Here is a 24,620-nt window from a genome sequence, read left to right as displayed (position 1 = left end):
AGAGATACGGTTATTTTTACATACTTCATATAAAGTGAAACTTTAATCAGTGGGGGGATGAACATCCCCCCCACTGATTATCAGCTCTCACCTAACTTCTTTGCTCCAGCCGAATTTTGAGGTGGGAGTCTTACTGCCCGGCGAATAGCGGGATAAAGCAATTATAGTTTTATTCCTTTTGGAAGTTTTCCATCTGGACTAATTAATGCTGCAGAGAATTCATCTGTAAACATGTTACGAATTAACCCATCTACATTTTCTTTTGTTACAGTGTTTACACTTTCAATAATTTCATCAAGTGAACGGTGCTTACGAAGTAGCAATTCATTTTTACCATTACGGCTCATACGGCTATTCGTACTTTCTAAACTTAACATTAAGTTTCCTTTTAATTGCTCTTTACTATTAATAAGCTCTTTTTCTGTGATACCTGTATTTTTCAATGTTTCTAATGTTTCTTGCATTGTTTCATACAGTGTATCTAATTGTTGACTACCTGTTCCACCATACAGTGTTAACATACCTGTATCTTCATAAGAAGAATGGTAAGAAAATACTGAGTATGCTAACCCACGTTGCTCACGTACTTCTTGGAATAAACGGCTACTCATACTACCGCCTAAAACGTTATTTAATACGATTAAGTTATAAATATCCTCGTGCCCCATTTGTAAGCCTTTATATCCTAGACATAAATGAGCTTGTTCTGTTTCCTTTTTACGTGCTACCTTATTAAAATGGAAGATTGGGCTATGTACTTGTTCACGGTTTGTCGTTCCTTCATAACTACCGAAATATTGCTCTACTGTTTGTAAGAAGGCTTCATCAATATTTCCTGCAACTGAAACAACTACATTTTCAGGTGTGTAATGATCCTTAATATATTGGCGTAGCGTATCACCTGTAAACGTATTAAGCGTTTCTTCTGTTCCTAAAATAGGATATCCAAGCGGATGCGTTTCATATGTTGCTTTCGTTAACATATCATGCACAATATCATCTGGAGCATCTTCGTACATTTTAATTTCTTCACATACGACATTCTTCTCTTTTTTCAATTCTTCTTCATCAAATGTTGAATTAAAGAACATGTCTGCTAATACATCTAAAGCGTATTTAGCATGCTCATCTAGCACTTTTGCATAGTAACAAGTGTATTCTTTTGAAGTAAAAGCATTCACTTGCCCACCAATGCTATCAAATGATTCTGCGATTTCGCGTGCACTACGTGTTTCCGTCCCTTTAAAGAACATATGCTCTAAAAAGTGAGAAATCCCGTTATTTTTTTCATTTTCATTTCTTGATCCTGCATGAATCCAAATACCAATCGCAACTGATCTTACAGTTGGTATATTCTCCATAACTATTCTTACACCATTTTTACAAGTATATTTTTTAATCAAAAACTTTCCTCCTACTGCCAGTTTCTCTAAATAAGTGCTATTATTTAATGATAACAAGTTTAAGGATGAATGTCATGCAAATGTATTTAATCCACGCGTTTTTCATCCATTAATTCTGTTATATTCCCTATTTTATATCCTTGTTCCTTCAATTTTGTAATCATTGTATCTAATGCTTCTGATGTAGATGAAGTAGGATGCATTAATACGATAGCACCAGGATGTATTTTTCGCATTACTCTCTGCAATAGTACATCTGGCTCAGGTCGCTTCCAATCAATTGTATCGACAGTCCACATGATCGTTCCCATTTGGAAATCATCTGCAATTTTCACGACTTCATCCCGAAAACTTCCGCTCGGCGGTGCAAACCATCTCACCTTTTGATTCGTAGCTGCTTCAATCATTCGATTTGTTTTTTGTAACTGCTCTCGTATTTCATCAGACGATAGCGTTTTCATATTAGGGTGAGTGTATGAATGATTTCCAACTTCTTGATTTGCATCGACAATCATTTTTGCAAATCGTAAATTTTCTTTCACCCAACGTCCTTCTAAAAAGAAAGTTGCCTTCACATCGTGTTTTTTCAATATTTCTAATATACGAGGCAAATACTCATTTCCCCATGCCACATTTATTGTTAATCCCACCATCTTTTTATTCGGATGCCCCCTATAAATTGGAGCTGGTGATAAATCTTCTAAGTGGACACTCGGTGATACTTCCTTGAATTCAAGATGTTTTTGATCAAATTTCTTTAGCTTCTTCATATTGTTGTAGGATGCTTCCATATCAACTTGTCTTCCATTATATCCTGGTGTTGCTTTCCAGATCTTATCAATCATCGCATTTTGAGGTGCAATCTCATATTGTTTTGCATGCTTTTGAATTTCTTCATATAAGTTATCCTGTGCAAAAACGGAATAAGAGCCTACACTGACATATAAAAAGAATATACATATGTATGCCAATATACGAGCTTTCATATAAACCCTCCCATTAACTATATAAAAAACATTTTTCTTCTTATCTTTGTTAATTTGAGCGTTATAATGAAAACTATACCTATGCTGACATAAAAATATATATAAATCATATTTTTACATAACAAAAAAAGCCAGTTAAACTGGCTTTTACTTATTGCTGCTCTTGTTTGTTTTCTTCTTTAGCAGCTTCTTTTTCTTGCTCTTCTTTTAGCAATACTTTTCTAGATAGATTCACACGACCTTGCTTGTCAATCTCGATAACTTTAACTGTAATTACATCACCGATTTTCACAACGTCTTCTACTTTACCTACACGCTCAAGTGCAAGTTCAGAAATGTGAACTAATCCATCTTTTCCGCTGAATAATTCAACGAAAGCACCGAATTTCTCAACACGTTTCACTTTTCCTTCGTAGATTTCACCTACTTGTACTTCGCGAACGATATCTTCGATAATTTTCTTAGCTTTGTCGTTCATTTCTTGATTTATTGAAGAAATGAATACTGTACCATCTTGCTCGATATCAATTTTAACGCCAGTTTCTTCAATAATTTTATTGATTTGTTTACCGCTTGGTCCGATAACGTCACGGATTTTATCTGGGTTAATTGTCATTGTAATAATCTTTGGAGCGTATGCTGATAATTCAGTACGTGGCTCTGCAATAACAGATAACATATGATTTAGAATGTGCACACGACCAACTTTCGCTTGTTGTAATGCCTCTTCTAAAATTTCACGAGATAGACCATCGATTTTAATGTCCATTTGTAGTGCAGTTACACCTTGCGCTGTACCTGCTACTTTAAAGTCCATATCACCTAAATGATCTTCCATACCTTGAATATCAGATAAAATTGTGTAATGCTCACCTGATTTAACTAGACCCATTGCAATACCTGCAACTGGAGCTTTAAGTGGAACACCAGCATCCATCATTGCTAAAGTACTACCACAAATACTTGCTTGTGAAGTCGAACCATTTGATTCTAAAACTTCAGATACAAGACGTACTGTATATGGGAAATCTTTTTCAGATGGAATTACAGGCTCAAGAGCACGTTCTCCTAGTGCACCGTGACCGATTTCACGACGACCTGGCCCACGCATTGGTCTTGTTTCACCAACACTAAATGATGGGAAATTGTAATGGTGCATAAAGCGTTTTGATTCTTCTACACCAAGACCATCTAAAATTTGCACATCGCCTAATGCACCTAATGTACAAATACTTAATGCTTGTGTTTGTCCACGTGTGAATAAACCAGAACCGTGTGTACGAGATAAAATGCCAACCTCTGATGCTAATGGACGGATTTCGTCACCTTTACGGCCATCTGGGCGGATTTTCTCAACTGTAATAAGACGACGTACTTCTTCTTTTACAATTTTATATAAAATCTCATTTACTTGTCCTAATGTATCAGCGTCAGCTTCTTGCGCTTCGTAATGCTCGATTACACGCTTTTTCACTTCATTAATTGCATCTTCACGTGCATGTTTCTCATGTACTTGAATTGCAGAATGCATATCCTTCTCAGCCATTTCACGTACAGCTTGGTTAAGATCAGCGTCAACTTCATAAAGTTTCACTTCTGATTTCTCTTTACCTACAGCTTGTACAATCTCTTCTTGGAATGCAATTAGACGTTTAATTTCGTCATGACCAAACATAATTGCTTCTAACATTGTTTCCTCAGGCACTTGATCTGCTCCTGCTTCAACCATGTTAATTGCATCTTTCGTACCAGCTACAACAAGGTGAATATCACTTTGTTCTTGCTGTTCTACTGTTGGGTTGATAACGAATTCGCCGTTAATACGACCAACTGTTGCACCCGCGATTGGACCTTCAAATGGAATATCTGAAATCGATAACGCTAATGAAGAACCAAGCATAGCTGCCATTTCAGAAGAACAATCTTGATCAACACTCATTACGATGCTGACAACTTGTACTTCGTTACGGAAACCATCTGCGAAAAGTGGACGAATTGGACGGTCGATTAAACGACTTGCCAAAATTGCTTTTTCACTTGGACGACCTTCACGTTTAATGAAACCGCCTGGAATTTTTCCGACTGCATATAAACGCTCTTCATAGTTTACTGTAAGTGGGAAGAAATCTACATTTTTTGCTTCTTTTGATGCAGTTGCTGTAGATAGAACCGCTGTATCGCCATATCTTACTAATACTGCTCCGTTCGCTTGCTTTGCAAGCTGACCTGTTTCAACTGTTAGCTGGCGACCAGCTAAATCTATCGAGAAGACTTGCTTTTCTTGACTCATTTAAGTACCCCTCTCAATTTAAAGTATTCAATTCTTCTATGTAAATGGATAGTATATCACAATATTCTACCTCTAGTATTACCGAAAATGAAGTAAGCTATAAAGAGTAGAAGATATATTTTTACCTAACAAAAAAGCGGGAATATTCCCGCTTCTTTGACTATCGACGTAAGCCAAGCTTTGTGATTAATTCACGGTAACGTGTGATATCGCTATTACGAAGGTAAGTTAGTAAGTTACGACGTTTACCAACCATCTTTAATAGACCACGACGTGAATGATGATCTTTCTTGTGAGTACGTAAGTGCTCGTTTAGAGTGTTAATTTGCTCCGTTAGGACAGCAATTTGAACCTCTGGAGAACCAGTATCAGTCTCATGAGTTCTAAATTGTGCAATGATTTCATTTTTACGCTCTTGTGTTAAAGCCATCCTATTTCACCTCCTATTAATTAAACCCCCGATTACCTAGCAAGCGTCGGTGAGTCGCAATGCCAAGCAATGGTTGTCATAAAGTACATAACATAGAATACTACTTTTCATTTGAAAAAGCAAGTATATTCTTTTCGTTCGCAAAATATTCTTGTGCTGTTTTCTTATCTTTTGCGATTTGTTCAACTAACTCATCGATGCCATTGAATTTCTTCTCTTCTCTTATACGCATATGCCACTCTACTGTAACATTTTGATCATATATGTCTTTGTTAAATTCAAATAAGTGCACTTCAATAGAAAGTTGACGCTCATCTTCTTTAAAGGTTGGTTTATATCCAATATTACATACACCATCGAACCATTCATCGTGAACTTTTAATCTCACTGCATAAACACCTACAGGTGGTAATAGATACTCATCACTTAAACCAACATTCGCTGTCGGGAAACCAATTTGACGTCCACGTTTATCACCGTGTACAACCGTTCCCCCTACTGTATATGCTCTACCTAAAATAGATGGAATTTTTTCCATTTCGCCATTTCGAATTAACTTTCGTAATGCTGTAGAACTTACTTTCTCTTCTTGAAATTCAACTTTTTCAATCACAGTCTGTGTAAACTCCCCTCTTGCATGAAATGGTAAAGTCTCCATCTTTCCTTTTCCTAAACGTCCATATGAATAATCAAACCCTGCTACTACATGCTTTACATTTAAACCAATAATATAATCATCTACAAATTGTTGTGGTAATAACTCTGCAAATAATTCATCAAATTTAACAACATATAATATATCGATTCCTAAGTTCTCGACTATTTTCTCTTTATCACACATCGGTGTAATATACTCGGCATGCGCTTCCTTTTTACCTAAAACAACAGATGGATGTGGGTAAAATGTCATCACTGCACTTTTGTATCCTCGTTCATCTGCTATTTGTTTCGCAGTTCGAATTACACGTTGATGTCCTAAATGAATGCCATCAAAAAATCCTAATGCCATTACAGTAGGTGGTAATTCTAATTTATTTTGTTCATGTGGATGAGTTAAATGAATAAGTTTCACGCTTGAATTCACCTTTTTCTGTAATAATCCTTCCAATAATTCATTATAGCTTTAGTTCTTGATTATTCACAAGTACTTTCATCGGCTTTAGCATACCAGGGTGTTTTGGATGGTGTTCATAAATTGCAAGGCAGCGCTCGTTTTTATCAAATACTGTTATAAATGGCGCCGTTATTTGCGATTCATTTTTTAAGAACATACCATTCTTTATTTTTTCTGCTTGCTTTTCATCTACAACCATTTTCGGGAACTTACTTAATGCTTCATCAATTGAAATGAAGATAGACTCTACTGTTCCATTTTGCACGTTTTCTTCAATTTCTTCAAATGATATGCAATCTTCTAATAAAAATTCACCAGAAGCCGTTCTTACAAGGTGAGACATATGTGATGGAAAACCAAGTTTTTCACCAATCATTACCGCTAACGTTCTTACATATGTTCCTTTACTACACGTTACACGGAAACGGAATGAAATATTTTCACCTTCAAACACTTCACGGTCATCTAGTAATACAAATTCATGAATTGTAATTGTACGCACTGGACGTTCAACCTCTTGTCCGGCTCTTGCGTATTCATATAATTTTTTTCCGTTAACTTTTACAGCCGAAAACATCGGAGGCATTTGCTCAATCGTACCTGTTAATGCCGCAAGAACCTCTTCCACTTCTTTACGAGAAAGAACACGATCTACATGTTTCGTTTCCACAACTTCACCAGAAGCATCTTCAGTTGTTGTTGAAAATCCTAATGTTACTTCACCTTCATATGTTTTCGTTTCGCTTGTTAAAAATTGTGCAATCTTCGTTGCTCGTCCAACACAAATAGGTAATACTCCTGTTACATCTGGATCTAATGTTCCTGTATGACCAATTCGTTTTTCACGTAATATCTTTCTTAATTTAAATACACAATCGTGTGATGTCATGCCTTTTGGCTTATGTAATAATACTATACCTTCCATATATGTTCACCTCATCGTATTTCTTTCATAATGATTACCTAAAACTTATTTTACATTGAAAAAATGGATAGACAAATGTCTATCCATTATTCTTCACGTTTACCTTCTTTATTAATTTCATGTAAAAGTGTATCAATTCGATGACCATATCCGATAGATTCATCAAATTCAAAAGAAATTTCCGGCGTTTTACGAAGACGAATACGTTGGCCAATTTCTGAACGAATGAAGCCTTTTGCCTTCGCTAAACCTTTTAATGTACTTTCTTTCTGTTCTTCATCACCTAAAACAGAAATATACACTGTAGCAATTTGTAAATCTCCACTCACTTGTACATCTGTTACTGTAACAAATCCGACACGTGGATCTTTAATTTTACGACTGATGATGTCGCCTAATTCTTTTTTCATTTGCTCGCCTACACGGTTTGCACGTAATTTCATAACTCTTCACCTCATTCAATACCATTCCAATTGTGTTATTGTACGTTCAATTTCAGGAAATGAATCGATGTACTCAAGTACACGATTCATTTCTTTTTCACAAATAACACGATTGGAGGATACAGAAACAATTGCAATTTCTGTACGTTGCCATACATCTTGATGCCCTACTTCTGAAACAGCTACGTTATAACGCTGCTTCACACGAGTTAGCACACGTTGCAAAATTGCTCGTTTCTCTTTTAAAGAATGCACATCGTAAATCATACACTCGAATGAGAGTGAAGCGATAATCATCGCTTCACTTCTTCCATAATGTACGCTTCAATGATGTCCCCTTCTTTAAGATCATTATATCGCTCAATTGTAATACCACACTCATAGTTTTGTGCAACTTCTTTTACGTCGTCTTTGAAACGTTTTAACGTATCAAGTTGTCCTTCGAAGATTACTACGCCGTCACGGATAATACGCACGCCACTATCACGTGTAATTTTACCGTCTGTTACGTAACAACCTGCGATTGTTCCAACTTTTGTTACTTTAAACGTTTGACGTACTTCCGCTTGACCGATTACTTTTTCTTCGAATTCTGGATCTAGCATACCTTGCATTGCTGATTCGATTTCTTCGATTACTTTATAGATAATACGGTGTAAACGAACGTCAACATTTTCTAATTCAGCTGTACGCTTCGCATTCACATCAGGGCGTACGTTAAATCCAATTACAATTGCATTAGATGCAGAAGCTAAAATGATATCAGATTCTGTGATTGCACCTACGCCTGTATGGATAATTTTAACTTTAACACCTTCAACATCAATTTTACGAAGTGATGCTGCCATTGCTTCTACAGAACCTTGTACGTCTGCTTTCACAATTAAGTTAATTTCTTTTACATCGCCCTCTTGGATTTGTTGGAATAAATCTTCAAGGCTTAATTTAGATTTTTCACCACGTTGAGCAAGTAACGCTTCTTGTGCACGTGATTCACCGATTTGACGAGCTTTCTTCTCATCAGCGAATGCCATGAAACGATCTCCCGCTTGTGGTACTTCGTTTAAACCTGTAATCTCAACAGGAGTTGATGGGCCAGCAACTTTTACACGACGACCAATATCACTTACCATCGCACGAACACGTCCGAATGAAGTACCAACAACGATTGGATCTCCAACTCGAAGCGTACCGTTTTGAACAAGTAATGTCGCGATAGTTCCTTTACCTTTATCAAGCTGTGCTTCGATTACAGTACCAGTTGCATAGCGGTTTGGATTTGCTTTATATTCTTCTACTTCACTTACAAGAAGAATCATTTCTAGTAAGTTGTCAATTCCTTCACCTTGAATTGCAGAAATTGGTACAAAAATTGTATCTCCGCCCCAAGCTTCTGGAACTAATTCATATTCTGTTAATTCTTGCATTACACGATCAGGATTTGCCGCTGGTTTATCCATTTTATTCACAGCTACAATAATTGGTACTCCAGCTGCTTTCGCATGGCTAATTGCTTCAACTGTTTGTGGCATAACACCGTCATCAGCTGCAACAACAAGAATTGTAATATCCGTTACTTGCGCACCACGAGCACGCATCGTTGTAAATGCTGCGTGACCAGGTGTATCTAAGAATGTAATCTTCTTATCATTTACTTCAACTTGGTATGCACCAATATGCTGAGTAATTCCACCTGCTTCGCCTGCAGTTACTTTTGAATTACGGATAGAGTCAAGTAATGTTGTTTTACCATGGTCAACGTGTCCCATGATTGTAACTACAGCTGGACGTTCTTTTAAGTTCTCTTCATCATCTTGCTCATCGATAAATGTTTCAAACTCAGTCTCGCTTACAATTACTTCTTCTTCTACTTCAATACCATAATCAGTAGCAATTAATTCAATTGTATCTTTATCTAAGTCTTGGTTAATTGTTGCCATAATTCCAAGCATGAAGAGCTTCTTAATAATTTCAGACGGCTCTTTGCTTAATTTCTTAGCAAGCTCACCTACTGTAAGACTTCCAGAGAAAGTAATTTTATCTGGTGTTTCTACAGTTTGTGTTTGTTGTCTTCCAGCAAAGTTATCTTGACGTTTGTCTTCATTTCCTTTGCCTTTTTTCTTTTTCTTATTGCTGTTCTTTTTACTACGAACAACTTTTTCTTCTACTTCAAACTCATCTGCAACAGAAGGTTTTTCAGTTTGATACTCATTATCTAATTTGTTTACTACTTCATCGTCTAACATTGTCATATGATTCGAAACCTCGATATTCATTTCTTTTAGTTTTGTCATAAGATCTTTACTTGAGATATTATGTTGTTTTGCATATTCATGCACTCGAATTTTACTCATACCTTCACCCCCGGTAATTTGTATCGAGCATGCTACGCAGCTTTTTCGCAAAGCCTTCATCTAACACAGCTACAACGACTCGCTCATCTCTCCCAATCGCATGCCCTAATTGTTGTCGATTTTCGACCTTTCTCATTGGTACGTTGTAATACGTCGTTTTATCCGTAATACGCTTTGCAGTATTTGCTGACGCATCCTCAGATAGCAATACAAGCTTTGCTTTGCCACTTCGTACTTCTTTTAAAACAAGTTCTTCACCCGAAATAATTTTCCGAGCCCGGTTTGCTAGTCCTAAAAACGATTTCCAATCGGACACTTATTTCGACTCCTTCTCAACAAGCTCAAGAAGCTCTTCATAAAGAGAACTGTCGATTTTCGCTTTTAGATGATGTTCCAAAACATTTTTCTTTTGGGCTTGAAGAATACTTTCTTTATCTTTTGATAAATAAGCACCTCGTCCTGATTTCTTTCCAGTTAAATCAATGGACACTTCTCCCTCTTTGGAACGAACAATGCGAACGAGCTCTCGTTTTGATTTCATTTCTTGCGTCGCAACACATTTTCGTAACGGAACTTTTCGATTGCTCATACTCATCACCTCTATTCGATTTCGTCTTCAACTGAATCGAATCCGAATGCGACTACGCTATCTTCTTCTGTTACAATACCAAGTTGTTTCGCATCAGACTCACTCTTAATATCAATTTTCCAACCTGTTAATTTAGCTGCTAGACGTGCATTTTGTCCACGTTTACCGATAGCTAATGACAGTTGGTGGTCTGGAACAACAACTGTTGTTGCTTTTTCTTCTTCATCTACAAGTACTTTCACAACTTGTGATGGGCTTAAAGCATTGGCAACATATTCTACTGGATCATTTGACCAGCGAACGATGTCAATCTTTTCACCTTTTAGTTCGTCTACAATACGTTGTACACGTTGTCCTTTTGGTCCTACACAAGAACCTACTGGATCAACATCAATGTTCTCTGCATGTACAGAGATTTTAGAACGATCGCCCGCTTCACGTGCTACAGAACGAATTTCAACAGTTCCATCATAAATTTCAGGAACTTCCATTTCGAATAAACGTTTTAAAAGACCAGGATGTGTACGTGATACGTAAATTTGTGGTCCTTTTGTTGTTTTTTCTACTTTCGTAATGAATACGCGAATGCGATCATGTGGTTTGTACTGTTCGTTTGGCATTTGCTCACTTACAGGTAATAAAGCTTCTACTTTTCCTAAGCTTACGTAAATGAAACGAGCATCCTGACGTTGTACGATACCAACCATGATATCTTCTTCACGGTCACTAAACTCAGAGTAAATAACACCACGTTCTGCTTCACGCACTCGTTGTGTTACAACTTGTTTTGCAGTTTGTGCTGCAATACGACCGAAATCTTTTGGTGTTACTTCAATTTCTAGTACGTCACCATCTTGATAGTTTGGATTAATTTGTCTTGCTTCTTCAACAGAAATTTCAAGACGTGGATCAAACACATTATCAACAACGTCTTTACGTGCTAAAACTTGGATTGTTCCCACTTCTGGGTTAAAGCTCACACGAACGTTTTGTGCTTGGTTAAAATTGCGTTTATAAGCAGAGATTAACGCTGCTTCAATCGCATCAATAATAATATCTTTGCTAATTCCTTTTTCTGACTCTAATACGAGCAAGGCATCTAACAACTCAGTGCTCATGAAGATCCCCCTTCTAACTAAAACGTAACAGCAAGTCGCGCATTTGCAACTTTATCCATTGGAATTTGGATTTCTTTTTTACGTGTTTTAATTGTTAATAATAGTGTAATTGTAGTACCATCATAGGAAAGCATTTTGCCTTCAAACATCTTTTCACCATCAATCGGCTCATATGTTTTAATTGCCACTTGTTTTCCTACCGCTTGCTGGAAGTCTTTCTCTTTCTTTAATGGGCGTTCTGCTCCAGGAGATGACACATCCAAAAAGTAAAGATGAGGAATTGGATCCTCTTTATCTAAAGCTTCGCTTAAACGTTCACTCACCGCACCGCATTCTTCAATGTCGACTCCCTTTTCAGAATCGATGAATACGCGTAAGAACCAGTCTTGTCCTTCTTTCACATACTCTACATCTACAAGTTCAAGATTTAACTCTTCAACGATTGGCTGCGCAAATGCTTCTACAACTTCTGTGACTTTCTTATCCATAAACAGCCTCCTTCCTGCCGTCATGTACCATTTACAAGAAAAGACTCCGTCCATAGAACGGTCTATCTTATTCTTTCTCGTTAGCTAACAAAAGCCCCTGCTGTTAAGCAGGGAATATCTGTCTTAGTATTACCAAATTTAAGAAGTAAAACTTGTAACAAAATATGTATATACGACAGAAATTTCTTACCTCTCCACATCAATAAAATGTAGATAGTAACACGAAAGAGTGGGTTTCCCCACTCTTTTTTTCACACAATATACATGACATGGTTATCTCGGTTAATAGTATACCATAGCAAATGTTGATTTGCAAAGACTTTTCCTACCTATTAGAACAGTGATAACTGGTTTTGGTCAGGTAGATCTCCTAAGCAACCTTGACTATCTAGATACTCAATAATTGTTTTTGAAACCTTACTGCGTTGCTGTAAATCTTCTTTTGATAAGAAATCTCCATTTTTACGTGCTTCTACAATACTTAAAGCTGCGTTTGTACCAAGTCCAGGCACTGCATTAAATGGAGGAATTAACGTATCTCCATCAATAATAAAGTCTGTTGCATGTGAGCGATATAAATCAACCTTCTGGAATGAGTATCCACGCTCACACATTTCAAGTGTCATTTCTAGTACCGTTAATAAACTCTTCTCTTTCGGCGCTGCATCCAAACCTTTTTGCGCAATTTCATCAATTCTTGCACGTATAGATGCTGAACCTTTCGCCATCGCTTCTACGTCAAAGTCATCTGCACGAACCGTAAAGTATGCGGCATAGAATAGAAGCGCGAAATGTACTTTAAAGTATGCGATACGCACAGCCATAAGTACGTACGCAGCCGCATGAGCTTTAGGGAACATGTACTTAATCTTCTTACATGAATCAATATACCAACCAGGTACATTATTACTTTTCATGTCCTCTTCCCATTCTTCTGGTACACCTTTACCTTTACGAACGGACTCCATGATTTTGAATGCTAATGATGGGTCTAAACCTTGATAGATTAAATATACCATGATGTCATCACGACAACCGATAACTTCGCTCAGCGTACATGTACCGTTATAAATTAACTCGTTGGCATTACCTAGCCATACGTCCGTACCATGCGATAGTCCAGAAATTTGGACTAACTCTGAGAATGTCGTCGGTTTCGTCTCTTCTAACATCTGTCTTACGAATTTCGTACCAAACTCTGGTATACCAAGTGTACCTGTTTTACAGTTAATTTGTTCTTCCGTTACCCCTAATGATTCTGGACCTGAGAAAATTTTCATTACTTCTGGATCGTCCGTTGGGATTGTTTTCGGATCAATACCACTTAAATCTTGTAACATACGAATAACCGTCGGATCATCGTGTCCTAGTATATCAAGTTTCAATAAATTATCATGAATCGAGTGGAAATCAAAGTGTGTTGTTCTCCACTCAGCCCCTATTGAATCTGCCGGAAACTGTATTGGTGAGAAGTCAAAGATGTCCATATAATCTGGCACAACGATAATACCACCTGGATGCTGTCCTGTTGTACGTTTTACACCAGTACATCCTGCTACTAAGCGGTCAATCTCTGCATTTCGAATCGTCAAGTTATGATCGTTCGCATAACCTTTTACATATCCATAAGCCGTTTTTTCCGCAACTGTACCAATCGTTCCTGCACGGTATACATAATCTTCACCGAACAGTACTTTCGTATAGTTATGGGCACGTGGTTGATATTCCCCGGAGAAATATAGTGATAGGTAAGCATTTGATATTATCTCCAGCTTTTCCCCCACTCCACACCGTGCATGAGGCTTTCACACTCACACGGCGTTCCATCGTTAACTTTATCGAAGTTTATAAGCTCAGTTTTGGATTTCCTACTTCCGTTCTCAACTTATTTAATTTACTTAATGCTTTCTTATCGAATTTGACTAACAATTTTTTATAATCTTCATTAGCAAGAGGGTCTTTATTGTGAATTAACATATGATATTTCTTATTAATAATAATTAAGTTGTGATATTCATCACTACCACCTTGTCCTGTTGGCTTAATATGATGACATATAGCATTATGAGGAGTCAATCGTTCTCCCGTTATGCCACAACATCCTTTTTGCGCGACATATTTACTTAAGCGATTATTTTCATACAAAACACTTTTTGTTTTATATATTCCTTTACGAAACATTTCGATTTCTCGCACAGACACATGTTTTATCTCTTTATGAATTGATGCCCTATCCTTTTTATTATAAACAGAAAAATTAGGGTCTCTTTGACCTCGTATATCATGTCGAATTGCTTCAATAGGATAGACCAGTAATCCATTACTTTTAAACCTTGGACAATTATAATCTCCATAAAACTTATCAATGATATGATTGGTTTCTTTTGTATAAACAAAGATGTTTCTGAACATCAATGATTTTATATTCGGATGAATTTTATGTCTTAGCTCGTTAAAATCTTGAGAGATTCTGGTCGCAATTTTGTAGTAATTATGCAATCCAAGTATATTCGAATTAAAATTCATCACTTTTTCTGGAGTAGGACTTTTTCTTAGTTTCACTAATTGATGCCTAATGACACCTAATACTTTATCTTTCGCTTTCGGGTCCATTTTAGAATTTACAATATAACCAGTTTTAGCATTTCCCTTCTGAACGGCTCTAAATCGAATCCCTAAAAAATCTGTACCGTTTTTCCGTAAGTTTGTGATTTTACTTTTTTCTTCACTTATCTCAAGACCCAATCTTTCTTTGAGCCATTTTTCAACCGCTATTTTAATCTTTCTAGCGTTATCGTAGGAATTTGTGAAGATTTTAAAATCATCTGCATACCTTACTAGATACATTGGCTTTAACCTTGTCTTTTTTAGCGCATCCGTTTTATTGCGTTTTAATTTATAAGGTACTCTTGTTGGTTTTGTTTCCCATTGGTTTGACACCCACCAGTCAAGTTCATTTAATACAACGTTGGCTAGTAATGGAGATAAAATACCACCTTGAGGAGTCCCTTTAACAGGAATGCCTTCACCTGTAACTTCCGCCTTCAGCATCTTTTTGATGATGGATAAAACTTTTTTATCCCGTATTCCAATTGTCCATAGTTGCCTCATTAGCTTTTTATGATTAACGTTATCAAAGAAACCTTTAATATCTATGTCCACTACAAAATGTTGATGACTGTGATTGACCATATGATAGCATCTAGCTAAAGCATCATGAGTGCCGCGTTTTGGTCGAAAACCATAGCTTTGTGGATGAAACTTCCCTTCAACAATCGGCTCTAGAACTTGTTGGAACATTTGCTGGATTAATCGGTCTTCAATTGTTGGAATCCCTAAAGGTCGCATTTTTCCATTTGGCTTTGATATAAACAAACGCCTTACTGCATGCGGCATATAGTTTTCTAATCTCTTCTGCGTTAATCTAATTAGCTTATCGGCATCTATTTTATTAAGATGTTTTATTGTGTGTCCATTTGTCCCTTTCGTTTTACTACCTGTGTTGCATTTTAAATTACGAAAGGCTAATCGAATGTTTTCTTCAGAAATAATCAGCTCATAAATATTTTTGAAATATCGACCCTTTTTGCTTTCTTCATAAAGATTGTCAAAAGTTGATTGTAAGCCAAAATATTCATTGTTTCTTAACTTTTGAATCATCAAGTCAGCCAACTAATCACTTCCTTAATGAAGTTTTCGTTTCTCTTTTGTCATACACGAATCTGACTTTTGTAGGTTTTGTTTCGACGTTAACGACTTGTGCCCTTCCCTCTGAAATGTTTTTATCCTCCGACCTATTGGTTATTCAGTCATCTTCGGCATTTCATTAAGCGGTACTACGGCACTACTGCCACTTTCGTAAAATGTGTTATAGCATCTGCCTTTCCACATGCCATCGTCATCGAAGTGCAATCTTCTCTTATGTCGAAAGCTTCACACGTTCCACTATTCTTATCTTTACATAATCCCCTTAGGTTCCCCCTAAATTCCGCCAAGCTTGACTGTGCCTGTAACACAGTATGGATTTTCATAACCAAACGCTTACTCATCCACACTTGGAAGTCCTCTTTGGACCCCGTTACATTTCTGTAACGTGACATTCACGAAAAGTCAGTCGAGGGTTCGTCCCAGTGATTCTACTGATTCTAACCGTAGGAATTTTATAGACACCAGACCTATCATTCACAGAAGATTTATACCTCCCTTTCCTCGTCTTTTACGTTAGGGTGAACTTCAGCCTACTTTAACGGGCTTCAAACGATGTTGATGTTTGCATTATCGCTATCGCTTGCCGTAGCTTCAGCGAGTATGTTTCAGGACGTTACTCCATCTTTCCATACTTCAGAATAGCAGTTCTACTAGCGGATGCTAGTGCTTAACCTTTTCAGTTAAGAACGTGTCGCACTCAAATCGATGTCGGGTACCTTATCTCCTTTAAATCCAAGGAACGTTTCGAACGGAATATCATGTCCATCTTTTACGTATGGAACGTTACATGCAGGACATTCTTTATCCGGTAAGTCAAAACCAGAACCTACAGAACCATCATTAAAGAATTCTGATTGCTTACATTTCGGACATACATAATGTGGTGGTAATGGGTTTACTTCTGTAATTTCCATCATCGTTGCAACGAATGATGAACCTACCGATCCACGCGAACCTACTAGATATCCGTCTACTAATGATTTTTTCACAAGTTTATGTGAAATTAAATAAATTACGGCAAATCCATGCCCAATAATACTTTTTAATTCTTTTTCTAAACGGGCTTCTACTATTTCAGGTAACTCTTCACCATAAATGCTACGCGCCATTTTATAACTCATATCACGCGTTTCATCATCCGCACCTTCAATTTTCGGTGTATATAGATCATCTTTTACTGGATGAACATCACCAATTAATGATGCAATCTTTTGTGTATTCGTTACAACAATTTCTTTCGCTACGTCTTCACCTAAAAATGAGAAACACTCTAACATTTCATCCGTTGTACGGAAATGTACAGGTGGTAATGAATGTCGGTTTAACGGATTCGCTCCACCCTGTGAACTTACTAAAATTTTACGATACATTGCATCTTCTGGATTTAAGTAATGCACGTTTCCTGTAGCAACAACTGGTTTATCTAACGTCTCACCTAGTTTTACTAAGTTAGAAATAATTGTTTTTAATTGTCCCTCATCTCGAACGAGTTCACGCTCTACTAAATGACGTAACACTTCTGGTGGCATTACTTCAATGTAATCGTAAAACTGCGCAATTTCTTCTACCTCTTCAGGAGCTTTTTGCATCATCGCCTCAAACACTTCACCTTTATCACAAGCCGTTCCTACTAAAATACCTTCACGATACTTTTTTAATAGTGATCTTGGTACTCGTGGTACACGGTAAAAGTAATTTAAATGAGAATATGAAACAAGTTTATATAAATTTTTCAATCCAACATCCGATGTAGCAAGTAATGTCATATGACTTGGACGCCCGCGTTTATATGCATCCCCTTGTCCCATACTATCGTTTAATTGATCATGATATTCAAAACCTTTTTCAATTACCTCTTTTAACATTTTTACAAGTAAATATCCCGTTGCTTCTGTATCATAAATTGCACGGTGATGTTGCGTTAATTCGATATCCATCTTTTTACACAACGTATTTAAACGGTGATTTTTCATTTCTGGGAATAAGAATCGTGCAAGCTCTAACGTATCTATTACTGGATTTTTCGTTTTTTCTAAACCAGCTTTTTTAAATCCTACGTTAATAAAGCCCATATCGAAGCTTGCGTTATGAGCAACAAGTGTATGGTCACCCATCCATTCCTCAAACTTTTTAAACACTTCGTCCACTTCTGGTGCGTCGGTTAACATATCATCTGTAATACCTGTTAATTCAATAATTGTTGCCGATAATGGTTGATGCGGATTTGCAAAAGATTCAAAGCGGTCAATAATTTCGCCACCTTTTACTTTTACGGCAGCTAACTCAATAACTGTATCATATACAGCTGATAAACCTGTCGTCTCAACGTCAAAAACAACATATGTTTCATCAGCCAGCAAACGATGTTCTTCATTATAAGCAATTGGTACTCCGTCATTCACTAAGTTTGCTTCCACACCATATATAACTTTAATTCCGGCTTTTTTCCCAGCTGAATATGCTTCTGGGAATGACTGTGCAACAGCATGGTCTGTAATCGCAATCGCCTCATGTCCCCATTTACCAGCTTGAGCAACAAGCTTAGAAACTGGAGTAACAGCGTCCATTTGGCTCATTGGAGTATGAAGATGGAGCTCTACTCGTTTTTCACCTTCTGGCGCTTTATCTTTACGAGACGGTCCCGTTATTTCATTAATATCATTTGCAATCATTACTAAATCTCGAACAAACGTATCATTTTGAACAGAACCACGTGCTTTTACCCACATTCCTTTTTTCAAGGACTGCAGCATTGGAATATCTTCTTTGTCACGGGAGAACATTTTGATCATAATAGAATCCGTATAATCCGTTATTTTTAAAGTTAATAACGTACGTCCACTACGAAGTTCTTTCGTTTCTACGTGGAAGACATATCCTTGAACCGTTTTTCTTCTTTCTTCATCTTGAATTTCTCGCATCGGTGTAATCTCTTCATCTGGCTTAATAAGATATCCGAGTACAACCGGCCCTTCATGCACAACGCTACTTTCTTCAGCTTGCTTCTTCGCCATTTCTTCCATAGCTTGTATAACACGTTCGCGGTCTTCTTGCTGCGTTTGCTCACGAAACTTTTGCATTTCTTCTGTATTTTGCTGTATATGTGTGTCTAACTGGAAACGCGGGAATCCAAAAGCTTCGTATTGATCCCCTACTGGTTTCGCAACGTTTTTCTTTAAAGCAGTAGATTCCAGCTCATTATTCACATTTATAAGCAACTTCACTCCATTCACCTGAGGAAGCTGCTTCTTTAAGTAAGCAAACATAGGTGAAAATGTAATTCGTTCCGTACAAAGTGGCCAATACGCCCTCACTTCTTCTTCTGTAAATTGTTTATTCTCTGTTTCTAATGCAAATGTTGTTCTTGCAATATGAGAAAATGATTGCTTAAGCTTTGTTTCTAGCAATTCATATAATTCTGTAGGCAAAATACGTGGCACTTGTAAATTAAAATGCCAACTTTTATTTGTTTTATCAATAATAAGCCTTTCAATACCACCGCCTTGTAAATATTGATTTATAAGGTCGTCTGGTATTTGCAACTGCTGGAGCAAAATTTGAAATCGCTCTTGTTGTTCATTTGTTAAAGACATAAGCACTCTCCTTCCATTTGCTATTATAAATTGAAACGTACTACAAAGAAAGATTTCCCCCTTCTTCTTTTACAAAATACGTTTACAAAGAAAGAGAAGGTACCTCATTACGAGGTACCTCTTCTTATTTTAAAATATTAGCAATATATGTTTGAAGTTCTTCTACTTTTACTTCTTCAGACTCGCCTGTAGCGCGTACCTTCACTTCTACAATACCTTCGTCTGCTTTTTTACCAACTGTCACGCGAACCGGAAGGCCGAATAAATCTGCATCTGCAAATTTAACACCTGCACGTTCTGCACGATCATCTAGTAATACTTCATATCCTTGCTCTTGTAATGAGTTGTAGATATTTTCACCCATTTCACGTTGTGCATCAGATTTCATATTTACTGGAATTACATGCACATGGAATGGTGCAACAGCTTTTGGCCAAACTAAACCGTTCTCATCGTTAAACTGCTCTGCAATTGCTGCTACTGTACGAGATACCCCGATACCGTAACAACCCATAATAAGCGGTTGTGTTTTTCCGTTTTCATCTAGGAATGTTGCGTTCATTGCTTCACTATAACGAGTTCCTAATTTGAATACATGACCAACTTCAATTCCGCGTGCGAAAAGAATTGTTCCGTTTCCATCTGGAGATTTGTCTCCTTCTTGGATGAAACGTAAATCTGTATATTGACTTACTTTAAAATCACGTTCTGGATTTACATTTACATAATGGAATCCTTCTTCGTTCGCTCCTGAACATCCGTTAACAATCGATGCTACAGCATGGTCAGCGATAATTTCGATATCACCTGTTACACCAATCGGCCCTAATGAACCAACTTCACAATTTAATAGTTGTTTTACTTCTTCATGAGAAGCAAGTTCAACAACTGAAGCACCGTATACATTTTTCACTTTTACATCGTTTACTTCATGATCTCCACGAACAAGTACCACTACTAATTTCTCATCTACTTTAAATACCATAGACTTAATGCACTTGTCAGCTTCAATGTTTAAGAATGCAGATACTTCTTCAATTGCTTTTTGGTCTGGTGTTGCTACTTTTTCAAGTGCTTTTTCTGCTTCGTCACTCTTCGTATACGTAGCTACAACAGGAGCCATTTCGATGTTCGCTGCATAATCAGATGTATCAGAATATGCAATTGTATCTTCACCAACATCAGATAATACCATAAATTCATGTGTATCTTTTCCGCCCATTGCTCCAGAATCAGCAATAACTGCACGGAAATTCAAACCACAACGAGCAAAAATGTTAGAGTATGCTTTGTATAAGCGATCATACACTTCATCTAAGCTCTCTTGTGTAGCATGGAAAGAGTATGCATCTTTCATTAGAAACTCTCTTCCACGTAATAAACCGAAACGAGGTCTTTGTTCGTCACGGAATTTTGTTTGAATTTGGTATAATGTTAACGGTAATTTTTTATATGACTTTACTTCATCACGTACAAGATCCGTAATTACTTCCTCGTGTGTCGCTCCTAATGCGAATTCACGAGCGTTACGATCTTTCATACGCATTAATTCAGATCCGTAAGAATACCAACGGCCTGATTCTTGCCATAATTCTGCAGCTTGCATCGCTGGCATTAATAATTCTACAGCACCTGCGCGCTCCATTTCTTCTCGAACGATACGTTCTACTTTGTGTAGTACTTTTAAACCAAATGGTAGAAAACTATAAATACCAGAAGCATTTTGACGCATAAAACCTGCACGAAGTAATAACTGATGACTCTTAATCTCCGCATCAGCTGGAACTTCACGTAATGTAGGACTGAATACCATACTTTGTTTCATTTATTCGCACCTCTTCATTTTACTCTTACACGCAGGAAAACCCCTCACCTCGAGTTAGGTGAGGGATTTTATTCTACGAGCTCTATTTCATTATAAGTTTCACTTTATTTTACAAGAAAAACTTACGAATGTCATTCCAAGTTACAACTAACATAAGTAACATTAATAATGCAAAACCAATAAAGTGAACCATTCCTTCTTTTTGGCGATCAATTGGTTTCCCTCGTAACGCTTCAATTAAGAAGAAGAATAAACGTCCACCATCTAAAGCAGGAACTGGTAGTAAATTAAATAAACCAAGGTTAATACTTAATACTGCAGCTAAACTTAATACACGCGTAAATCCATAATCTACTACTTGATCTGTTAGATTATAAATTCCTACTGGACCTGACAACTCATTAATAGAAAATTGACCAGTTACTAATTTCACAAGAGACTCAAAAATTAGTTTCGTCCATTGGTATGTTTGTTCAAAACCTGATTTAATAGAACCCATCACTGTTTTCTCTACAGGAGAGTAGACACCGATTCTACCAACTTCTTCTTTACCTTCTTTATCAAGCGTTGGCGTTACTTTCACATTAAACTGTTCACTATCACGCTTTACTTGTAACGTAATTTCTTTATTCGGGTTTTCACGTACAATGGTAACAACATCTTTCCATGTACTTGTGTTTTTCCCATCAATTGCTTGAATTGTATCATTTTCTTTTAATCCCGCTTGCTCTGCTGCACTATTCTCCATTACTTTTCCGACCATTGGCTTGTCAACAGGAACACCTTGTACAAATCCAAGAATCACAAAAATAACAAACGCTAAAATGAAGTTCATTGCAGGACCTGCAAAGATTGTTAGGGCACGTTGACCTAATTTTTTAGAGCCAAACTGCCTGTTATACGGAGCAATTTGAATTTCTTCACCAGCAGTAATAATACGAGCCTTTTCATTCACTCGGAATGTTTGAAGCTCTTCCTCGTACTCTTCATAGCCCGAAATTGTTAAATTATGTTCTAAATCAGCTTGTTCCACTTCAATAACGCGAACATTTGGATACTTTTCATATCCATCAAAAACTAATTTTGCAACTTCGTCTTTTTCATTTAATACAAGGCCAACCTTTTTCCCAGGCTTTAACTCTACTGTGTCTGCATCCTCGCCAGCCATTCTTACATAGCCACCAAGGGGCAGTAATCGAATCGTATACACCGTTTCATTCTTTTCAAATGAGAATATTTTCGGACCAAAACCAATCGCAAACTCACGGCATAAAATACCTGCTCTTTTTGCGAAATATAGATGCCCTAGCTCATGGAAAAATACGAGTGCACCGAAAATTAATATAAAGGCAATCGCTGTATTCAATTCCATACCACCTTTGCTAAATTTGTTCCATCACAAACCGTCTTGTGGTTGCATCAATTTCCAGAATTTCCTCTAAGCTCGGACGTGCAATGACATTGTGATGGTTCATTGCTTTTTCAATGAGGTCTTCCACTGTTAAGAAACCAATTCTCTTTTGTAAAAAAGCTTCAACAGCTACTTCATTCGCTGCATTCATTACAGCTGGCATACTTCCACCTGCTTTTCCAGCTTCATACGCAAAGCGCAAGCAACGGAAACGTTCTTGGTTCATTTTCTCAAAATGCAATGTACCCATTTCCCATAAATTTAACTGCTTTGTGTCTGAAAGAGGTAATCGATCAGGATATGTAAGTGCGTATTGAATTGGTACTCGCATATCAGGTGAGCCAAGCTGTGCCATCACACTACGATCTTCAAATTCAACCATAGAATGAATAATACTTTCTTTATGTAAAACAACATCGATTTGCTCATAAGGGATACCAAAAAGCCAATGTGCTTCAATTACTTCTAGCCCCTTATTCATCATTGTAGCAGAATCAATTGTAATTTTCGAACCCATTGACCAGTTTGGATGTCGAAGCGCATCTTCTACGGTCACATGATGCAATTCATCTCTCGTTTTATCGCGGAAACTTCCTCCAGAAGCCGTAATAATTAGCCGAGAAATTCTTTTTTCATTTTCACCATTCAAGCATTGAAAAATAGCTGAATGTTCACTGTCTACTGGAAGTAACGAAACATTATGTTTTCGCGCTGCTTCCATTACAAGATGCCCTGCAGTTACTAACGTTTCTTTGTTTGCAATTCCAATTGTTTTTTTCGCCTCAATTGCACGAAGTGTTGGTAACAACCCTACGCTACCTACAACAGCATTTACTACAATCTCTGCATCTGGATGTAATGCTACTTCTAAAAGCCCTTCACTACCATATACAATTTTTGTATTACCAGAGACAGCTTGTAATTTTAAAACATCTTCCTCTCTTTGCACAGAGACAATTTGCGGAGAAAATTCTTGAATTACCTTTACTGCGTAGTCAATATTTTTCCCTACAGAAAAAGCAACGAGACGGAATTGGTCTGGGTGCGAGCGTAATACATCTAAAGTTTGTGTACCAATTGATCCGCTTGCACCTAATAAACTAATGTTTTTCATGACTCCAACCCCTCGTTCATTTATTAATTGTATTGTAATAAGAAGTAGAGAATTGGTAAAACAAATAACCAACTATCTGTTCGATCTAATATACCACCATGTCCAGGTAAAATTGTACCTGAATCTTTTACTCCATAATGACGTTTAAATGCAGATTGTACTAAATCACCAATTTGTCCAAAAATAGAAATGATAATTGTCAACACAATTAAAATCCCTACATTTGCCTCAACTGGGAAGAACATATTGTAAACAATTGCCACAACAATCCCACAAACGATGCCGCCCAATGAACCTTCAATCGTTTTATTTGGACTAATTTTTGGCCATAATTTTCTTTTTCCCAATGCTTTTCCTACGAAATATGCGCCTGAATCAGTAGCCCATATAACAAATAATGCGCAAAACACATATTTAATTCCTAAAATTCTCGTTTCATTCAAATATAAGAATCCCATTGCAACATATGTTGTTGCCATTAGTAAAAAGGAAGCATGGTCAAAAGTAAATGTATTCTTAGAAAGGACTGTATATGATAAAAGTAATAAAACAATCACAAATGTGATTTCTAATTTACCTAATCCAATCCAAGTAAACAGTTCTGATGCACTACTTGGAATTAAAATAACCCATAATAATACTGCAGCTAAAACTGTTGGTACTGAAATAAGCGTAAGCTTATTCATACGAATTAATTCATATAAACCTATAGAAGCAAGTGCATACACTAAAACCGTAAAAGGCACGCCACCGTAAATTACGATGGGAATGAATAGCGCGGCAGCAACCACTCCAGTAATAATTCTCTGTTTCACTACCAAACCCTCTC

General features: G+C 37.0%; 19 protein-coding genes and 2 pseudogenes. All 21 read right to left on the bottom strand.

From position 1 onward, the window contains the following. Positions 1 to 161 precede the first annotated feature (161 nt). The 21 genes and pseudogenes from COL05_RS04625 to cdsA all read right to left on the bottom strand — a co-directional run bounded on the left by COL05_RS04625 (position 162) and on the right by cdsA (position 24,606). The gene (locus tag COL05_RS04625; protein WP_098667746.1) at positions 162 to 1,403 is read right to left on the bottom strand and encodes a M16 family metallopeptidase; all 1,242 of its coding nucleotides are present in this window, start codon (positions 1,401 to 1,403) and stop codon (positions 162 to 164) included. Positions 1,404 to 1,489: 86 nt separating this feature from the next. Continuing rightward, the gene (locus COL05_RS04620) at positions 1,490 to 2,389 is read right to left on the bottom strand and encodes a polysaccharide deacetylase family protein (RefSeq protein WP_098667745.1); all 900 of its coding nucleotides are present in this window, start codon (positions 2,387 to 2,389) and stop codon (positions 1,490 to 1,492) included. Between the two features lie 151 nt (positions 2,390 to 2,540). Further along, a complete protein-coding gene (gene pnp / locus COL05_RS04615; RefSeq protein ID WP_098667744.1) occupies positions 2,541 to 4,679 on the bottom strand; it encodes a polyribonucleotide nucleotidyltransferase in 2,139 nt (712 codons plus the stop codon). A 160-nt stretch (positions 4,680 to 4,839) separates the two neighbouring features. Further along, positions 4,840 to 5,109: a 30S ribosomal protein S15 gene (rpsO, locus tag COL05_RS04610; RefSeq protein WP_001229392.1), complete on the bottom strand. Its 270-nt coding sequence runs from the start codon at positions 5,107 to 5,109 to the stop codon at positions 4,840 to 4,842. Between the two features lie 100 nt (positions 5,110 to 5,209). Continuing rightward, on the bottom strand, positions 5,210 to 6,181 hold the full coding sequence (gene ribF, locus COL05_RS04605; RefSeq protein ID WP_098667743.1) for a bifunctional riboflavin kinase/FAD synthetase: 972 nt from the start codon (positions 6,179 to 6,181) through the stop codon (positions 5,210 to 5,212). A 43-nt stretch (positions 6,182 to 6,224) separates the two neighbouring features. After that, the gene (truB, locus tag COL05_RS04600; RefSeq protein WP_098667742.1) at positions 6,225 to 7,148 is read right to left on the bottom strand and encodes a tRNA pseudouridine(55) synthase TruB; all 924 of its coding nucleotides are present in this window, start codon (positions 7,146 to 7,148) and stop codon (positions 6,225 to 6,227) included. Positions 7,149 to 7,234: 86 nt separating this feature from the next. Continuing rightward, entirely contained in the window at positions 7,235 to 7,591 is a 357-nt protein-coding gene (rbfA, locus tag COL05_RS04595; RefSeq protein WP_000776443.1) for a 30S ribosome-binding factor RbfA, read from the bottom strand. Positions 7,592 to 7,606: 15 nt separating this feature from the next. Then, the gene (locus COL05_RS04590) at positions 7,607 to 7,888 is read right to left on the bottom strand and encodes a DUF503 domain-containing protein (RefSeq protein ID WP_000582364.1); all 282 of its coding nucleotides are present in this window, start codon (positions 7,886 to 7,888) and stop codon (positions 7,607 to 7,609) included. After that, positions 7,885 to 9,945, bottom strand: a complete 2,061-nt coding sequence (gene infB / locus COL05_RS04585) for a translation initiation factor IF-2 (protein ID WP_098667741.1) — start codon at positions 9,943 to 9,945, stop codon at positions 7,885 to 7,887. The genes COL05_RS04590 and infB overlap by 4 nt, the downstream gene beginning before the upstream one ends. Positions 9,946 to 9,949: 4 nt before the next feature. Beyond that, positions 9,950 to 10,261: a YlxQ family RNA-binding protein gene (locus tag COL05_RS04580; protein WP_001286518.1), complete on the bottom strand. Its 312-nt coding sequence runs from the start codon at positions 10,259 to 10,261 to the stop codon at positions 9,950 to 9,952. Next, positions 10,262 to 10,534 (bottom strand): RNase P modulator RnpM, encoded by a 273-nt coding sequence (rnpM, locus tag COL05_RS04575; RefSeq protein WP_000071128.1) that lies wholly within the window; start codon positions 10,532 to 10,534, stop codon positions 10,262 to 10,264. It abuts the gene before it with no gap. Between the two features lie 11 nt (positions 10,535 to 10,545). Further along, positions 10,546 to 11,652, bottom strand: coding sequence for a transcription termination factor NusA (gene nusA, locus COL05_RS04570; protein WP_098667740.1), 1,107 nt, complete (start codon positions 11,650 to 11,652; stop codon positions 10,546 to 10,548). A 17-nt stretch (positions 11,653 to 11,669) separates the two neighbouring features. Then, on the bottom strand, positions 11,670 to 12,140 hold the full coding sequence (rimP, locus tag COL05_RS04565) for a ribosome maturation factor RimP (RefSeq protein ID WP_000359097.1): 471 nt from the start codon (positions 12,138 to 12,140) through the stop codon (positions 11,670 to 11,672). 332 nt (positions 12,141 to 12,472) lie between these two features. Then, positions 12,473 to 13,888, bottom strand: a pseudogene (locus COL05_RS04560) (PolC-type DNA polymerase III); the annotation flags it as partial. 97 nt (positions 13,889 to 13,985) lie between these two features. Then, on the bottom strand, positions 13,986 to 15,812 hold the full coding sequence (gene ltrA, locus COL05_RS04555; RefSeq protein ID WP_098667739.1) for a group II intron reverse transcriptase/maturase: 1,827 nt from the start codon (positions 15,810 to 15,812) through the stop codon (positions 13,986 to 13,988). A gap of 164 nt (positions 15,813 to 15,976) precedes the next feature. Beyond that, complete coding sequence (locus tag COL05_RS04550; RefSeq protein ID WP_257152534.1) at positions 15,977 to 16,189, bottom strand: hypothetical protein; 213 nt, start codon at positions 16,187 to 16,189, stop codon at positions 15,977 to 15,979. Positions 16,190 to 16,543: 354 nt separating this feature from the next. Continuing rightward, positions 16,544 to 19,441: pseudogene (locus COL05_RS04545) on the bottom strand (PolC-type DNA polymerase III); the annotation flags it as partial. Between the two features lie 124 nt (positions 19,442 to 19,565). Then, the gene (locus COL05_RS04535) at positions 19,566 to 21,266 is read right to left on the bottom strand and encodes a proline--tRNA ligase (protein ID WP_098667736.1); all 1,701 of its coding nucleotides are present in this window, start codon (positions 21,264 to 21,266) and stop codon (positions 19,566 to 19,568) included. A gap of 109 nt (positions 21,267 to 21,375) precedes the next feature. Beyond that, entirely contained in the window at positions 21,376 to 22,632 is a 1,257-nt protein-coding gene (rseP, locus tag COL05_RS04530) for an RIP metalloprotease RseP (protein WP_139365409.1), read from the bottom strand. 16 nt (positions 22,633 to 22,648) lie between these two features. Continuing rightward, positions 22,649 to 23,791, bottom strand: coding sequence for a 1-deoxy-D-xylulose-5-phosphate reductoisomerase (dxr, locus tag COL05_RS04525; RefSeq protein WP_098667735.1), 1,143 nt, complete (start codon positions 23,789 to 23,791; stop codon positions 22,649 to 22,651). Positions 23,792 to 23,814: 23 nt separating this feature from the next. Further along, the gene (cdsA, locus tag COL05_RS04520; RefSeq protein ID WP_098667734.1) at positions 23,815 to 24,606 is read right to left on the bottom strand and encodes a phosphatidate cytidylyltransferase; all 792 of its coding nucleotides are present in this window, start codon (positions 24,604 to 24,606) and stop codon (positions 23,815 to 23,817) included. Between the last annotated feature and the right edge of the window lie 14 nt (positions 24,607 to 24,620).

Source organism: Bacillus sp. AFS059628 (assembly GCF_002571225.1).
Taxonomy (GTDB): Bacteria; Bacillota; Bacilli; order Bacillales; family Bacillaceae_G; genus Bacillus_A.
This window is presented reverse-complemented; position numbering and strand designations above follow the sequence as displayed.